The organism is Paractinoplanes maris (assembly GCF_023544465.1).
Lineage (GTDB): Bacteria > Actinomycetota > Actinomycetes > Mycobacteriales > Micromonosporaceae > Actinoplanes > Actinoplanes maris.
The window spans coordinates 173,780-188,153 of record NZ_JALPVL010000003.1 but is presented as its reverse complement, the minus strand read 5'-3'; the positions used below and the strand labels follow the sequence as shown (position 1 = coordinate 188,153).

The window sequence follows — 14,374 nt, the reverse complement described above, 5'->3', positions numbered from 1 at the left end:
AGGATGCGGCTGCTCGTGGTTGAGGACGAAGAGGATCTGGCGGAGGGCCTGCGCGTCGGGCTCGCCCGCACCGGGTATGCGGTCGACGTCGCGCTCGACGTCGCCCAGGCCTACGACCGGCTGACCGTCAACGAGTACGATCTGATGCTGCTCGACGTGAACCTGCCCGACGGCAGCGGGTTCGACCTGTGCCGCTCGCTGCGCACCGGCGAGCTGCCCACCCCCGGCGACGCCGACCCGCGGGTGCTCATGCTCACCGCGCGCGGCGGGCTCGACGACCGGGTGCGCGGGCTCGACGACGGGGCCGACGACTACCTGGTCAAGCCGTTCCACCTGGCCGAGTTGCTGGCCCGGGTGCGGGCGCTGCTGCGCCGTGACATCGGCGGCGGGTCGGCGAGACTCACCGTGGGCGACATCGTGCTCGACGCCGCCCGGCACACGGTCAGCGTGGCCGACCGGCCGCTGTCGCTCACCCCCAAGGAGTTCGGCGTCCTGGAGTATCTGATGACCAGGCCCGGGCATGTGGTCTCCAGCGAGGAGCTGCTCGAGCACGTCTGGGACGCGAACGCCGACCCGTTCACCCAGACCGTCCGGGTCACGGTCGGCACGCTGCGCCGCAAGCTCGGCGAGGGCTCGATCGAGACCGTCGTCGGGCGCGGCTACCGCCTGCGGGAGGTCACCCCGTGAATCGCCCCGAGGTGTTCCGGTCACTCCGGTTCCGGCTGACCGCCATCTATTCGATGGTGCTGTTCGGGCTGGCCGCCGTGACCCTCGGGGTGATCTATTTCGCGCTCGCCCGCACCACCTCGCCGACACCGGTGACCGCGCAACTGGCCAAGGTCTACGACCAGAATCGTCAGTTCCAGGGGTTCTCGAGCGTGGCCGAGCTCAGCCAGATCGAGGCGGCGGTCAACTACAACACGCTCACCACCCTCCGGTCGTACACGATCATCGCGTTGATCGTGCTGTTCGTGGCCAGCCTGGCGATCGGCTGGGTGCTGTCCGGGCGGGCCCTGCGGCCGGTCGGCGCGATCACCCAGGCGGCCCGCGAGATCCAGGCCACCGACCTGTCCCGGCGGATCCGGCTCGGCGGCCCCCAGGACGAGCTGCGCGACCTGGCCGACACCATCGACTCGATGCTCGACCGGCTGGACGACGCGTTCCAGGCGCAGCGCCAGCTCATCGACGACGCGTCGCACGAGCTGCGCAGTCCGCTGGCGATCATCCGCACCAACCTCGACGCGTCGCTGACCGTGGCCGAGGCGACCCCGGAGGAACGGCAGCGGGCCGTGGCGGTGGTCGACCGGGCCACGACGCGGATGTCCCGCCTGGTCGAGGACCTGCTGGCCACCGCCCGCCGGGACGCCGAGGCCACCGTCGACGCCGACGTCGACCTGTCGGTGGTGGCCCGCGAGGCCGGCGAGGAGGCGTTCGTGACCGACCGGCCGCTGCGGCTGCGCTACGAGACGGCGCCGGACCTGCACCTGATCGGTGACGCCGACGCGCTGCGCCGGGCCGCGGGCAACCTGCTGTCGAACGCGGTGCGGCTGGCCCCGGCGCCGTCGACCATCACGATCGCCACCGGCCGGTCGGGGTCGTGGCTGTGGCTCGCGGTGGCCGACGAAGGGCCCGGCATCGCGCCCGGCGACCTGCTCCGCGTCTTCGACCGCTTCTGGCGCAAGACCGGCAGCGAGACGACCCCCGGCGTACGGCGGGAGCGCCGCACCGGCCTCGGGCTGGCAATCGTCCGTCAGATCGTCGAATCGCACGGCGGCCGGGTCGCGGCCTACTCCACGCCCGGCAACGGCAGCACGTTCGTCCTCTGGCTGCCCGCGCCCGGCCGCACCGAGGCCGAACCGCCGCCCCACGGCAGTCCCTGGCCGTAGAGCCGGGCGACGCCCTTGCCCGCCGCCTTGGCCTCGTAGAGCGCCGTGTCCGCCTCGTGCACCAGGTCGTCGAGCACCCGGCCGGCCGCGCCGGTGTGACCCACGCCGACCGAGCCGCGAATGCCGTCGAGCAGCCGGCCCGCCACCGCCATCGCCTCCCCGGCCCCGGTGGCCGGCAGGACGACGGCGAACTCGTCGCCGCCGAGCCGCGCGGCCAGGTCGCCGGGGCGCAGGGCCGCCACGATCCGGGCCGCGACCTCGACCAGCAGCGCGTCCCCGGCGGCGTGCCCGTGGGTGTCGTTGACCTGCTTGAAGCCGTCGAGATCGAGCACCAGCACGGCCGCACCGCCGTGGGTCAGCACCGCCGTGGCATCACGCTGGAAGGCGGCCCGGTTGGGCAGGCCGGTCAACGGGTCGTGGAACGCCCGGTGGTCGAGCTCGGCGCGCAGCCGGCGCACGATCAGCAGGTTGAGGAACTGCCGCAGCAGCGCCAGCGCGGACGAGCCGAGCACCACCCAGAGCAGCACGGCGCTGGGCGAGCCGTTCACCCGGTACTCCAGGGCGACGCAGCCCAGGGTGACGACGGTCGGCAGATAGGACAGCGTGCTCCAGAAACTGGTGAAGGCCCGCCAGCCGGTCGGGTCGGCCGGGGCGATGACGTTGCGGCTGGCCACCGCCACGGTCAGACCCCCGACCAGGTACGCGGCCCCGAGTCCACCGGAATACCAGGGCAGAGCCTGGGCGTGGGTCCACACGCCCCCGACCGAGGCGACGGCGAACAGCGCCATCCCGGCCGCGAGCAGATGCAGGGAGTGCGGGCCGCTGGTCCGGGACATGAGCATGAGCGCGAGGGCGGCCGCCAGCACCTCGGGCAGCAGCGTGAAAACGAAGGCCGCCTGCCCACCCGGTGGCAGGTCGGCGGCCGCCGGCGCGAGCACAAAATGCCACGCGCTGGCGAAGATCGCGCCGGTCACGGTGACGACGTCGATGAGGTAGGTGCCGCGCGCGAGCCAGTCGGGGAAGGGCGGGGCGGCCAGCACGATCGCCGGGACGGTGGCCACGGCGGCGCCGACCGCGAGCAGAACGGCGGCGGTGCCGACCGGCAGACCCAGGGCCTCGGCGGAGTAGAGGCTGTAGGAGACACCGAGAAGGGCGCCCGAGACGCCGCCGAGAACGATGGCGGTCCGGATGCGGCCGGTCAGGGTCCGGGCCTGGCGGCGGAAACCGGCGGCCGCGAAGAAACCGGCGGCCGCGATGGGGACACACGCCACGACCAGGCCGGTTTTGCCGGGCAGGTGCGGCAGGAGCAGCTGCAGGAGAAGGCCGGCGCCGACGATGAGGGCCAGCTTTCGCACGCCTCACCATCGGCGGGAGTCGCGCCGACCTGAGATTCTTGCAGTCGTCGATCCCTGTCGTCCCTCAGGAGGCGTACGCATGATCACCGTCAACGGACTCGAAGAGCTCAAGACCCTGGCCGGACGGGACCTCGGGCACAGCTCGTGGCTCGAGATCACTCAGGACCGGGTGAACGCGTTCGCCGAGGCCACCGGCGACCACCAGTGGATCCACGTCGACGTGGAAAGGGCGGCGGCCGGGCCGTTCGGCGGGCCGATCGCCCACGGATATCTCACGTTGTCGCTGGTGATCCCGTTCTTCGGCGAGATCCTGCAGGTGCAGGGGGTCAAGATGGGGGTCAACTACGGGCTCGACAAGGTCCGCTTCGCCAGCCCGGTGCGGGTCGGCTCGAAGATCCGGCTGGCCGCCGGCCTGGACACGGTCGACGAGGTGGCCAAGCGCTGCGTCCAGGCGACGTACGACTTCACGGTCCAGATCGACGGTCTCGACAAGCCGGCCTGTGTGGCCCGGCCGATCTACCGGTATTACGCCTGACACGGCTGGCCTCTTCACCGCTCGGCTTCACCGCCGTGTGCGGTCCGGCTCTTCCACCGCCGTGTGCGGCCCGGTCGCCGGCCGCCGCCCGGGCCGCACGAAGCCGGCGGGTGCCCGGCGGTGGAAGGGGCCGGGCACCCGGGTCGGTGATCAGCCCACGCGCTCGATCACGGCGCGGCGGATGAGGAACTTGCCGGGCTCGCGGACCTGCTCGAAGGCGGCGTTGTTGAGCAGCACGCAGCTTCCCGAGGTGGTCTCCACCTTGACCGTGATGCTCTTGTTGTTGTCCAGGTTGGTGACCTTCAGGGTCGTGCCCAGCGGGAAGGTGCCGCTCGAGGCGAACGGGGCGCCGGCCTCGCCGGACAGCGTCACGGTGGAGCCCTTGCAGACGACCTCGCCCGTGGGGGTCCCGGCGTTGCCGGCCGGCGGGTTGGCCGCCGCCGGAGGCTTGGCGGCGGGCGGCTTCGGGGCACCGGCCTGGTTGTTGCCGCCGTTGCCCGCGTTGCCGTTGCCCGCGTTGCCGTTCCCGGCGTTGCCGTTGCCGTTTCCTGCGTTGCCGTTGCCGTTGCCGTTCGCGTTGCCGGCCGGGGCGGCGGCGCCGGGGACCTCGGCGGCGACGTCGGCGGTGCAGCCGGCGACCGCGCGGCGCTGGTTGATCAGGTCGACGACGGCCTGCCGGTTGGCGATGCGCGCCCCGGACTGGGCGTCGGGCGCGGACCGCTGACCGGCGATGAACTGAAGGTTCTGCCGGAGCGCCTGGTCGAGCCCGACGCAGTTCTCGCCCGCGCTGCTCAGACCGGTGCTGACGGCGAACGCGCCACCGGCCAGGGCGAGCGCGGACGCTCCCAGCACGACCTTGCGAGTCGTCGAGGACATCGTGCGCCGCCGGGTCCGATACATGGTCGCTCCTTCGCTGTCGGGTGCTGCTGGGTGCAGCACCGACAACTACGACCCCGGCTGTGCGGCCGGATGAGGGCTCAACCTTAAAGATCCTTAAATCAACGTCCGTGTCCGATCCCGATCGCCGCCGCTACGAGTCCGGGCCGGCCGTTGGGTGCTCCGGACGGTGCTGCCCGGGTATCGACGGCGGTCGGCGGCCGGGGGAGACCGGGCTGGGGCGGCGGTCGATGCGCAGGTCGCGTTCCAGCTCGGTGATCATCGTGCGCAGGTCGTCGAGGCGCTGGGTGATCAGGATGCGGTCGATGTCGTCGGGGACGCCGTCCTGGTCCTCGTCGGTGCCCAGGCTCTCGGTCATCTCCAGGCGGCGGGCCTCCTCCATGGAGTTGACGATGACCGCGATCAGGATGTTGAGCAGCAGGTTGACCGTGATGAGGACGTAGCTGACGTAGTAGACGAGGGTCCACGGCGACAACTCCAGGCCCTGCTCGATGAGGTCGGGCAGCGTCTCCAGGGACAGCAGCACAAAGAGCGTGATCACGGCGCGGCCGATGGTGCCGTACTGCTCCGGATAGGCCTCCGAGAAGATCAGCCAGCCGGTCATCCCGTACACGTAGAAGGTGACCAGGGCCAGCGCCAGGAACCCGCCGACGCCGGGCAGGCTGCGCAACAGCGCGGCCACGATGGTGCGCAGGCCGGGTGAGAACCGAACGAGCCGCACCACCCGGGCCAGGCGGATGACGCGCAGGGCAGCCGTGTCGCCGTGCAAGCCGGGGATGAAGACCGCCGCGATCACGATGCGCCGATCATGACGACGATGGTCACCTCGAACGCGCGCGAGTCGACGATCCGGGTACAACGGCGGGCCACCCGCGTCAGGTCGAACATCGAGACAGCGTACGAAGAGCCGGGACCCGCCCGCGTGGCGCGGCTAACGCCGGCTGTGGCTGGGCGGGTAGTCGTCGCGTACGGCTCGCATCACGACCGTGGCGTCGTTGCCGGGCGTGGGGTGCGGGTCGCGTACGACTCGCATCACGACCGTGGCGTCGTTGTCGCGGTTACGGTCCGGGGCGGGGCGGGTGTCGCGGATGACCGGAAGCACCATGGTGGCGTCGGTGTCGGGGGTGCCGAGGCGGCGGGAGCGCAGCCGCTGGTAGACGAAGTAGCCGATGCCGATCACGACGCCGGCGATCACGATCTTTTGGAAGACCCCGGCGTAACCCTCCACGCGGTGCCAGTTCTCGCCGAGCAGGAAGCCCGCGGTGACGAACAGCGTGTTCCAGATGAGGCTGCCGAGGGTGGTGAGGACGGTGAATTTCCAGAAGCTCATGCGCTCGACGCCGGCGGGCAGCGAGATGAAGCTGCGGAACAGCGGCACCATGCGGCCGAAGAAGACCGCCTTGGTGCCGTGCTTGGCGAACCACTCCTCGCAGCGGTCGAAGTCTTGCACCTTGACCAGCGGGATGAACGCCACCAGGCGCCGGGTGCGCTCGCGGCCCAGCAGAGCACCGGCCCAATAGACGATGATCGCGCCGACCACCGAGCCCAGCGTGGTCCAGAAAAGGGCCTCGGGCAGGCTGAACACGCCCCGGCTGGCCGAGAACCCGGCCAGCGGCAGCACCAGCTCGCTCGGGATGGGCGGGAAGAGGTTGTCGAGACCGACGATCAAGGCCGCGCCCACGCCACCCAGCTGCTCCATCAGGCCCACGGCCCACCCGGTCAGCCCTCCGGAACTCTCGGGGGCGGCTTCGGCGAGCACGGTCACAAAGACTCCTTGACGCTGATTCGACGGCATGACCCCGAGCAGTATCGACGGCCTCCCTGAGAATTCCCTGCCAGCCGTACGCTGGTCCGGGGACCCTGGGTCGAACGTTTCACCCCCGCTCTGCGTGAACAGGGGAGTGAGCGAGAAGCGGGTGGCCGGACTGGACGGCCTGCGGGGTTTGTGTGCCCTGTATGTGCTGTTGTTCCACTGCTGGGCGTACACGTTCCGGGGGTTCCCCCGCTATCGCGGCCCCGAGTGGCTGAGCTGGCTCGGGTTCGGCCGGCTGGCCGTGGTGATGTTCCTGGTCGTGTCCGGATTCTCGCTGGCGATGGCGGCGGCCCGGAACGGCTGGCGGTTGGGCAGCCTGGGCCGGTACGCCCGGAGGCGGGCCTGGCGGATCCTCCCGGCGTACTGGGCCGCGCTGGTGTTCAGCCTGATCATCGCCTGGACCGTGGTCCGCCAGCCGCACTCGGCCGAGCCCACCTCCGAGTCGGTGGTGGTCTACACGCTGCTGCTGCAGGACCTCGTCGCCGCACCCACGCCCAACGGCGCCTTCTGGTCGATCAGCGTCGAGGCACTGCTCTACGCCCTGCTCCCGCTGCTCGTGCTGCTGTGCCGGCGGATCGGCCCGGCGGCGATGCTGGCCATCGTCACGCTGCCGGTGGTGGTGATCGGGTTCGCCGTCTTCGACGGGTCGCCGCCGCAGGGCGACAACTGGCTGGCCCCGCACCTGGTGCCCGCCTTCGCGGCCGGCGTCGTGGCGGCCGGTGTGGTCGCGGCCGGTGATGCGTTCCGCCGGGTGCCCTGGGCCTGGCTGTCGGTGCTCGCCGCGGTCCCGGTCGGACTTCTGATCCTGTATCAGGGCACGCGCTGGATGATCGGCCACTACTACTGGGTCGACCTGGCGATCGCCCCCGCGATGACCATGCTCCTGCTGGCCGTCGTGAGCGGCCGGCCCGCCGCGTTGATCCGGCTGCTCGACTCGCGGCCACTCAAGCGGCTGGGATCGATGTCCTACAGCCTCTATCTGATCCACCTGCCGATCGTCGTCGTGGTCACCTTGAAGCTGGCCATCCCGCAGCTCGGCCGGGGGATGGCCTCGTTCACGGCCACGGTCCTGATCGCCGGTGGTCTCTCGCTGGCCGGCGCCTGGCTCTTCGCCCGGCTGTTCGAGGCACCGTTCCAGCGGCACCGCTCCTGGGCCGAGCTCAGGAACGCTGTCCGGCCGGTCGCGGATCATCGCCGCCGGCCCGAGCAGCCCGTGTTGATCGGCGCTGACACCGCTCCCGCGGATCACCGATGAGTTCGACAAGCCCGGCGAGTCTGACCACTGCTGAGCGAACAATCGGATAAGAGGTTGATCATGACGATGCCACCCGTTGCCGACCACGCGACCTGGCGCGCCGAACTGGACGCGCTGCGCGCCCGCGAGAAGGCGGCCACCCGGGAACTCGACGCGATCGCCGCGCAGAGGCGGCGGCTGCCCATGGTCCGCATGCCCGACTACACCCTGACCGGGGCCGAGGGACCGGTCCGGCTGGCCGACGTCTTCGCCGGCCGGTCACAGCTCATCGTCTACAACCACATGTGGCACCCGGGCGCTGAGTGGCAGTGCGGCGGCTGCACCAGCTTCACGTCGGTCTTCACCCGGCTGGGCTTCCTCGACAACTACGACGCCCGGTTCGTGATCGTCACGCAAGCCCCCATCGAGGCCGCCCTCGCCTACGCCGACCGCGTCGGCAACACGATGACCTGGTATTCCACCGCCGACAGCCCGTTCGGCGCCGACGTCGACGCCCCACCCGGCGGCGGCTTCGCCCTGAACGTCTTCCTGCGCGACGGCGACACGGTCTACCGCACCTGGCACACCACCGGTCGCGGCGTCGAGCAGCTCACCCACACGTTCGCCCTGGTCGACGTGCTGCCGTACGGCCGGCAGGAGGAGTGGCAGGACTCCCCGGCGGGCTGGCCGCAGGCGCCGGCCTACAGCGGCTGGCTCGACTCACCGGACGTCGCCCGCCTCTATGGCAAACCGCAGCCGGACGCGTCAACCGGCCCGACTGACGGTCGCGCGTAGCGAGAGCACCGAGTCTCCCCCGACCGGGTCCATCTTTGGAGTGCCGCCTACTGCGCGACCATGGCGGCGCGAAACGTGGTCACAACCGCGCGCTTGGAGTGCGGCCGTGACGGCCTCGGCGATTTGGTGAGCTCGCGCTCGGACATCCCAGGTCGGCGACGAGCCACCGCGGCCCGGCGATTCTCGAACAGCGTTTGGGCTGCCACGCCCATGGCGCGTACTCCTCGCCGCCCGCTACGCCACCGAACCATCGACCGAATTCGCCAAGTAACTGCCGACCGGCCGACCGGTATCGGCTCGTAAAGGCCCGCAGGTCAGGCACGACCCGCCCGAACTGCTCACGCCGACTCGGACCGGTCCGACAACATCCCAGCCCTCGGCATCACCTGTGAGTCGGCCCCGCACTCAATCGTTGTGCGGCGACCAAACTGAAAGCTCACCCGCAGGCCCACAGACCACCTTGAACCCGTGGGGACCGGCCACCGTCCATGCCTCGAAGCTGCTGTCCGGCCCCGCCGTCAACCGACCCCCGGCGGCGAAATCGATCCTCAAACCGCCGGAGTCGTCCGCAGAGGCCAGCGACACAACATGCCCGGTCAGCTGCGTGACAGCTGGAGCGTCACCATGGCGACCAGGCTCAACCTCACGGTCAAAGCCGTCGACACAGAGGGCGAACGGTGTCTCGACCCGCAACTCGAACCCACCACCGAACCGAATCGCAACGGTGAACCCGAACTCGGTCCCGACAACCGGCTGTCCAGCAAAACCAAGATCCATCATCAGGGCCTGCGTCTCTCCCATGAAATCTCGGCGAACCAGCGCTCAGGCCCAGACGCAGAGTCCTAGGAGCGCAGCTCCGCCAAGGTCACACCAGCGACGATGCGGGCGATGTTCCCGTCGTGGTCGCTGTCGGCCAGTCGCCGGGCGAGGTCGTCCAGGTCGGCGAAATCGCCATACTTCGCCCGCAGGAGCGCTCGCATTCCGTCGACGTGGCCTTGTTCCCGGTTTCGGCGGGCGATCTCGCGGCCGGACTCGGTTTGTTCCAGGACGTCGTTCATGCCTCTCCTTCGCCGAGCTTCGAGTACCTGGACCCGGGAGCGACACTCGCAGCCACCATCGTCCCAGGCGATGGTCGTTTGAGCAGTTCGCGGTGGGTTCGGAGGCGTTGGAACTCGCTGACGAAGTTCGGTCGTATCCCGCTGTAGTGGCGATACGGCAGGTTCCTGGCCGGTGACCATGTCGGTCGTTGCGGAACGGATGTGGGCGGCCACGCTAGAACTCACGGCAATGGTGACACCGAAGTTGCGCTCGAAGACCTCCACGAGGCGCTCACCGGCCTCATCGAGTAGTCATTGTGAGTGAAACTTCCGTCGCCGTCCGAGCGAAGGGGCGCACTCGGCGGTCCGGCGGCCCGCCCAGTCCTAGGAGCGCAGCTCGGCCAGGGTCGCACCGGCGACGATGCGGGCGATGTTCCCGTCGTGGTCGCTGTCCACCAGCCGCCGGGCGAGGTCGTCCAGGTCAGCGAGCTCGCCGTATCGCGCCCGCAGAACCGCACGCATCCCGTCGAGGCGGCCCTGCTCCAAGCCCTGTTCCAGCCCTTTTTCAAGGCCCTGCTCCAGGCCTTTTTCGAGGCCTTGTTCCCGGTTTCGGCGGGCGATCTCGCGGCCGGACTCGGTTTGTTCGAGGACGTCGTTCATGCCTCTCCTTCGCAGTGCTTCGAGTACTTGGACCGCGAGTGACCCTCCGACGAGCATACCGAGCTCGATCTGGACCAGTTGTTCCTCGAGGGCGCCGGTCGCGGCGATCCGGTCGGCGACGCGTTCGGCGAGGTCGCCCGGTGGTTTCTGGGTCCATAGGGCGAGTGGTGCCAGGGGGCTGGCGAGCAGGGTGGTGGGGTCGAGGTCGTCGGGTACGTTGACCGATCGGTAGTCGAGCCGGGCCTGGTCGCGTTCGAAGCGGCCCGGATATCCGCCGCCCAGGGGCCAGAGCACGACTTGGTGGATGCGGTGTTGTGCGCGGCGGTATTTGAGGGCCAGGGCGGCCCAGTAGGCCACCATGCGTTCTTGGAAGTCCTCGGTGCGCTGGACTTGGACTTCGAGGTGGTAGATATCGGCGGGCAGGTGGTCGTCGTGGCGGACCAGGAAGACCTTGTCGCGTTGGCGGCTGCGTTGGCGTGGCTGTTCGGTGGGGCCGTCGAGGATCACGGTTTGGCCGTCGAGTCGTGCGCCGCACAGCAGGTGCAGCGTGTCGCGCGGGTGGGCCTCGAGCAGCGCTTTGTACAGGCCGTCGAAGTCACGGGTCGGCGCCGCTCTCGGCGATACGACATCGGAGAGCTCGTTGTCGGTCATCGTCCTTCTTCCCCCGCTCGCTGGTGGCGGAAGACAGCTTCCCGTACGGCATGACAACTAGTCAAGAGACATGTTGTCGCACGCCTGAATCAGGGCACGAGCGGGCCGCGCAGCACCTCTCGCGCGGCGGCCTCATCGCCGGAGAGCGTGTCCCAGGGGACGGGCCGGCGGCCCCAGAGCATCAGCAGCAGTTCCGCGGCGGTCCCGGACAGCTCGGCCACCGGGTCGCCCGGCCCGACCAGCCAGCACGCCGGCAGATCGGTGGCGGTCAGCCGGACCGCGGCTCGGAAGGGGCTCATCCGGCCCAGCTTGATCTGCCTGGGGACGAAACCGTCGACCACCTCGGTGATGCCGTCGCCGCTCAGCTCGGGGTTCAGGGCGCCCGGTCGGCCGAGGGCCTGCTCGGCATCCCACCGGTGCACCAGGGTCTCGAGGCAGCGGCGGCGTCGCCAGAAGCCGACCGTGCGCGGCGGGAAGAAGGTCCACGCCTCGGTGGCGGGGTCCACAGCGAGGGTCGCGGTGAGCGTACGGGCCGTGTCGGCGAACCACGACACGACGTCCGCCGGTGGGGGCTCCGCGACGTAATCACCCCGGCGCTCACGGACCGCGGCGGCCGCCCACAGGTTCTCCTGACCCAGATGGACGACCAGATCGCGAAGTGTCCAATCGCCACAGTGCTCGACGGGTGCGGAAAGGTCGCCGGTCAGGCAGTCCTGGAAGGCGGCGAGTTCTTCGTGCAGGAGTGCCAGATGGTCGAGGGCCATACCGTCGATGATCTCGCGTCCGCGCTTCGGAACGCTAGAAAGTCTGGTGTCGGAAAGCCCGTCGTGACCCCCGCCGGCCGGGGGCGGCGCGCATGGCCGGCGGGGTTCACGAAGGGAGAGAGAGCTGCCGGTCAGCGGCGGCTGACCAGCGTCTTGGCGGCCGGCGCCGAACTGGTCGCCGCGGCGGACGACGGCGCCGGGGGCGGCGTCACGGTCCAGTCCGGGTGGCCGGGCATCGGCGGCGTCTTCGTGCCGTAGAGCCAGTCGTTCAGGAAGCCGCGCAGGTTCTGCCCGGAGACCCGGGACGCCAGGGCGATGAAGTCCTGGGTCGAGACCGACTTGCCGCGGTTCTGGGTCACCCAGGCCCGCTCCAGCGTCTCGAATTTCCGGACGCCGATCCGCTGCTGCAGGGCGTACAGGGCGAGCGCTCCGCCGTCGTACACGTTGGGGTTGAAAACGTCCCAGATCACGTCCGCCCGCAGGGGCCGGGCCACCGGGCCGTAGCGCGTGCGATAGATGTCGCCGCGCGCGTAGGCGGCTTTGAAGTACGCCTCCCGGTTCGGGGTGCCGGTGTACTGCTGGAAGATGCCGGTCTCCGCGGCGTAGAGCAGCTTGTACCAGGTCGCGTGGCCCTCGCTCTGCCACACGTCGCTCCACGGCCGCGGCGCCACGCTGTCGCCGAACCACATGTGCGCCAGCTCGTGCGATTTGTAGTCACTGACGGTGACCGAGAAGCGCTTGCCCCGTTTCAGGTAGTGCCGCGGTGTGATGACGAGTTCGTCGCCGTCGCGGGCGAAGGCAGCGGCGGACCCGTTCACCTTGACCCGGCCGATGGAGTCACCGCCGAAGTCGAGGTTGAAGCGGGAGAGGTTCTGAGTGGCGACGGCCGTGATGGTCACGGTGCCGGTCACCGTCTGCTTCGGATCCTTCCGGGGGTAGAGCACCCGGAGGTTGTAGTCCTGGACGTCGTACCCGCCGTTGCCGAGCAGGGGATACAGCCGGTCCCCGAGGCCGGCCGAGCCCGGTGCCGGTGCGCCGCCCGCGTATGCGGGAGCGACCACCCCGGCCGTCGCGACGAGCACCGCCGCGCTACCGGCGAGGAGGGCAGACAGACGACCGCCTACGAGTTTCCCATGGCCGGTGACGTTACGCGTCCAGTCGAATACCGCAACGCAGTTCCATCCGTCGATCAAGGCGCGACGGCGATGGCGTTCGTTCAGAGGTCGCGCACGGTTCGGTGGTCGGTGTCGTAGGTGCGGGCTGCGATGAAGGTCCCGGACAGGGGTGGCGTCGTGGCGAGCAGGTCGAGGGCGGCTGGGCGGGACTGCTCGGGCATGCGGAGCGCCAGGCTGAGGTGGGGTTCGAACTCCGGCGAAGGCGGCCACCCGCCGATCGACGACCACACCGCCGAGTGCAAGGCGCGCAGCGACGAGGAGGGCATGACGGCCCACACCAGCGCGCGGCCGAGCATGCGTACCTCGGTGAGCGTGAACTCGAGCGGGAGGCCCAACGGCGGCAACCCGGTCAGCGACTCGGCGGTCACCAGCGTGAGATGTGGGCGGTTCGTCGGGTGCTGATGCGTGGCCAGGCTGGGCAGGCCGGCCGCGGCCAAGCGGTCCCACAGGGCGCGTACGCGGGCCGACACCTCATCCGTGGGCAGGAGTTCGACGGTGTGCACGGTCAGAACGCGTATCGGACCCGGCAGTACGGGAGGCGCGCGCCGATCAGGTCGACCAGGGCGTTCACGTATCGGCCTTTCTCGCCGGTGCGGTAGCGCACGTTCAGCGACCCGTTCTCGGAGCGTTTCACCTGCTGCAGGTCGGGCCGCCAGAGCAGCTCCTCCGCCTTCGGGTGCCAGCCCAGGTTGACCTGGTGCAGGTCACGGTTGTGGGTCAGGAAGATGACCTCGGCCGCCAGTTGGGCGCGGGCCGCCGGGTCGAGCGCCGCGTCCAGCTCGTCCAGCAGGGTGGCCCAGTCCTCGAGCCAGCCGTCGCGGACCACCACGGGGCTGAAGTTGACGTGGACCTCGTAGCCGGCCGCGACGAAGTCGTTGATGGCGGCCATGCGGGCGGAGACCGGGGACGTACGGATGTCGAGCAGTTTCGCGTCGCGGGCCGGCATCAGCGAGAAGCGGATCCGGGTCCGGCCCTGGGGGTCCCAGGTGAGCAGGTCGCGGTTGACGTATTTGGTGGCGAACGACGCCTTCGCGTTGGGCATCCAGCGGAACTGCTCGACCAGGTCCCGCACGTTGTCGCTGATCAGCGCGTCGGCACTGCAGTCGGAGTTCTCGCCGATGTCGTAGACCCAGGCGTGCGGGTCGCACTCGTTCGGCGCCGGCTTCGGACCCTGGCGGGCGGCGTGCCGGCCCACGTACCCGAGGATCTTGTCGATGTTGGCGAAGACGGTGATCGGGTTGCTGTAGCCCTTGTGACGAGGCACGTAGCAGTAGGCGCAGGCCATCGCGCAGCCGTTGGCCGTGGACGGGGCGATGAAGTCGGCTGACCGCCCGTTGGGCCGGGCGGTCAGCGTCTTCTTCACGCCGAGGACGAGCGACTCGCGCTTGATGCGTACCCATCGGTTGACGTTGGTCTCGTCGCCGTAGACCTCGTCGATGCGGTTGTGGCTCTCGACCTCGACCACCTCGGCGGCCGGGAAGCGGGCGAGCACCTCCTTGCCGCGGGGGAGCGCGGCGGCGGCCGGCTCGGCGTAGATGCGGCGAATGTCCAGCAGGTCAGAAGTCATCTCCC

The 14,374-nt window shown here is 70.1% G+C and carries 16 protein-coding genes; 5 read left to right on the top strand and 11 right to left on the bottom strand.

Annotated elements, in window-relative coordinates; translation table 11 throughout:
• Positions 1 to 3: 3 nt before the first annotated feature.
• Positions 4 to 687, top strand: coding sequence for a response regulator transcription factor (locus tag NAG42_RS09570; RefSeq protein WP_250029551.1), 684 nt, complete (start codon positions 4 to 6; stop codon positions 685 to 687).
• Entirely contained in the window at positions 684 to 1,886 is a 1,203-nt protein-coding gene (locus tag NAG42_RS09565) for a sensor histidine kinase (RefSeq protein WP_250029550.1), read from the top strand. Before NAG42_RS09570 ends, NAG42_RS09565 begins: the two co-directional genes overlap by 4 nt.
• On the opposite strand, the gene NAG42_RS09560 is transcribed toward NAG42_RS09565, so the two are convergent.
• A complete protein-coding gene (locus tag NAG42_RS09560; RefSeq protein ID WP_250029548.1) occupies positions 1,787 to 3,241 on the bottom strand; it encodes a GGDEF domain-containing protein in 1,455 nt (484 codons plus the stop codon). The genes NAG42_RS09565 and NAG42_RS09560 overlap by 100 nt on opposite strands.
• A 79-nt stretch (positions 3,242 to 3,320) precedes the next feature.
• Between NAG42_RS09560 and NAG42_RS09555 the strand changes: the two genes are divergently transcribed.
• On the top strand, positions 3,321 to 3,776 hold the full coding sequence (locus NAG42_RS09555) for a MaoC family dehydratase (protein ID WP_250029547.1): 456 nt from the start codon (positions 3,321 to 3,323) through the stop codon (positions 3,774 to 3,776).
• A 150-nt stretch (positions 3,777 to 3,926) separates the two neighbouring features.
• Here the strand turns inward: NAG42_RS09555 and NAG42_RS09550 are convergent, their stop codons facing one another.
• The 3 genes from NAG42_RS09550 to NAG42_RS09540 all read right to left on the bottom strand — a co-directional run bounded on the left by NAG42_RS09550 (position 3,927) and on the right by NAG42_RS09540 (position 6,438).
• Complete coding sequence (locus tag NAG42_RS09550) at positions 3,927 to 4,676, bottom strand: RlpA-like double-psi beta-barrel domain-containing protein (protein ID WP_250029545.1); 750 nt, start codon at positions 4,674 to 4,676, stop codon at positions 3,927 to 3,929.
• Positions 4,677 to 4,806: 130 nt separating this feature from the next.
• The gene (locus tag NAG42_RS09545; protein ID WP_250029543.1) at positions 4,807 to 5,469 is read right to left on the bottom strand and encodes an ion transporter; all 663 of its coding nucleotides are present in this window, start codon (positions 5,467 to 5,469) and stop codon (positions 4,807 to 4,809) included.
• Positions 5,470 to 5,604: 135 nt separating this feature from the next.
• Positions 5,605 to 6,438: a DedA family protein gene (locus NAG42_RS09540; RefSeq protein WP_250029541.1), complete on the bottom strand. Its 834-nt coding sequence runs from the start codon at positions 6,436 to 6,438 to the stop codon at positions 5,605 to 5,607.
• A 136-nt stretch (positions 6,439 to 6,574) separates the two neighbouring features.
• On the opposite strand from NAG42_RS09540, the gene NAG42_RS09535 reads away from it, so the two are divergent.
• Together NAG42_RS09535 and NAG42_RS09530 are read left to right on the top strand one after the other, a co-directional pair.
• Positions 6,575 to 7,741 carry an acyltransferase family protein gene (locus NAG42_RS09535; RefSeq protein ID WP_250029540.1) on the top strand — a complete coding sequence of 389 codons (1,167 nt, stop codon included), beginning with the start codon at positions 6,575 to 6,577 and terminating at the stop codon, positions 7,739 to 7,741.
• A gap of 60 nt (positions 7,742 to 7,801) precedes the next feature.
• Positions 7,802 to 8,515: a DUF899 domain-containing protein gene (locus NAG42_RS09530; RefSeq protein WP_250029538.1), complete on the top strand. Its 714-nt coding sequence runs from the start codon at positions 7,802 to 7,804 to the stop codon at positions 8,513 to 8,515.
• Between the two features lie 405 nt (positions 8,516 to 8,920).
• Here NAG42_RS09530 and NAG42_RS09525 read toward each other — a convergent pair whose 3' ends face one another.
• From NAG42_RS09525 to NAG42_RS09495, 7 genes are all read right to left on the bottom strand, one after another.
• The gene (locus NAG42_RS09525) at positions 8,921 to 9,316 is read right to left on the bottom strand and encodes a DUF6188 family protein (RefSeq protein ID WP_250029537.1); all 396 of its coding nucleotides are present in this window, start codon (positions 9,314 to 9,316) and stop codon (positions 8,921 to 8,923) included.
• Between the two features lie 41 nt (positions 9,317 to 9,357).
• Positions 9,358 to 9,573 (bottom strand): hypothetical protein, encoded by a 216-nt coding sequence (locus tag NAG42_RS09520; RefSeq protein WP_250029535.1) that lies wholly within the window; start codon positions 9,571 to 9,573, stop codon positions 9,358 to 9,360.
• Positions 9,574 to 9,936: 363 nt separating this feature from the next.
• Positions 9,937 to 10,863, bottom strand: a complete 927-nt coding sequence (locus NAG42_RS09515) for an RpnC/YadD family protein (RefSeq protein WP_250029533.1) — start codon at positions 10,861 to 10,863, stop codon at positions 9,937 to 9,939.
• Positions 10,864 to 10,952: 89 nt separating this feature from the next.
• Entirely contained in the window at positions 10,953 to 11,627 is a 675-nt protein-coding gene (locus NAG42_RS09510) for a maleylpyruvate isomerase family mycothiol-dependent enzyme (RefSeq protein WP_250029531.1), read from the bottom strand.
• A 131-nt stretch (positions 11,628 to 11,758) separates the two neighbouring features.
• Entirely contained in the window at positions 11,759 to 12,709 is a 951-nt protein-coding gene (locus NAG42_RS09505; RefSeq protein ID WP_250029529.1) for a M1 family aminopeptidase, read from the bottom strand.
• A gap of 134 nt (positions 12,710 to 12,843) precedes the next feature.
• A complete protein-coding gene (locus NAG42_RS09500; RefSeq protein WP_250029527.1) occupies positions 12,844 to 13,305 on the bottom strand; it encodes a 2'-5' RNA ligase family protein in 462 nt (153 codons plus the stop codon).
• Between the two features lie 2 nt (positions 13,306 to 13,307).
• Positions 13,308 to 14,369, bottom strand: coding sequence for a spore photoproduct lyase family protein (locus NAG42_RS09495; RefSeq protein WP_250029525.1), 1,062 nt, complete (start codon positions 14,367 to 14,369; stop codon positions 13,308 to 13,310).
• Positions 14,370 to 14,374: the final 5 nt, after the last annotated feature.

Bases quoted from the DNA above. Each gene is read 5' to 3' on its own strand.
- NAG42_RS09570 (WP_250029551.1), top strand. From the start codon at position 4: ATGCGGCTGCTCGTGGTTGAGGACGAAGAGGATCTGGCGGAGGGCCTG.
- NAG42_RS09555 (WP_250029547.1), top strand. From the start codon at position 3,321: ATGATCACCGTCAACGGACTCGAAGAGCTCAAGACCCTGGCCGGACGG.
- NAG42_RS09550 (WP_250029545.1), bottom strand. From the start codon at position 4,676: ATGTATCGGACCCGGCGGCGCACGATGTCCTCGACGACTCGCAAGGTC.
- NAG42_RS09530 (WP_250029538.1), top strand. From the start codon at position 7,802: ATGACGATGCCACCCGTTGCCGACCACGCGACCTGGCGCGCCGAACTG.
- NAG42_RS09525 (WP_250029537.1), bottom strand. From the start codon at position 9,316: ATGGGAGAGACGCAGGCCCTGATGATGGATCTTGGTTTTGCTGGACAG.
- NAG42_RS09520 (WP_250029535.1), bottom strand. From the start codon at position 9,573: ATGAACGACGTCCTGGAACAAACCGAGTCCGGCCGCGAGATCGCCCGC.
- NAG42_RS09515 (WP_250029533.1), bottom strand. From the start codon at position 10,863: ATGACCGACAACGAGCTCTCCGATGTCGTATCGCCGAGAGCGGCGCCG.
- NAG42_RS09510 (WP_250029531.1), bottom strand. From the start codon at position 11,627: ATGGCCCTCGACCATCTGGCACTCCTGCACGAAGAACTCGCCGCCTTC.
- NAG42_RS09495 (WP_250029525.1), bottom strand. From the start codon at position 14,369: ATGACTTCTGACCTGCTGGACATTCGCCGCATCTACGCCGAGCCGGCC.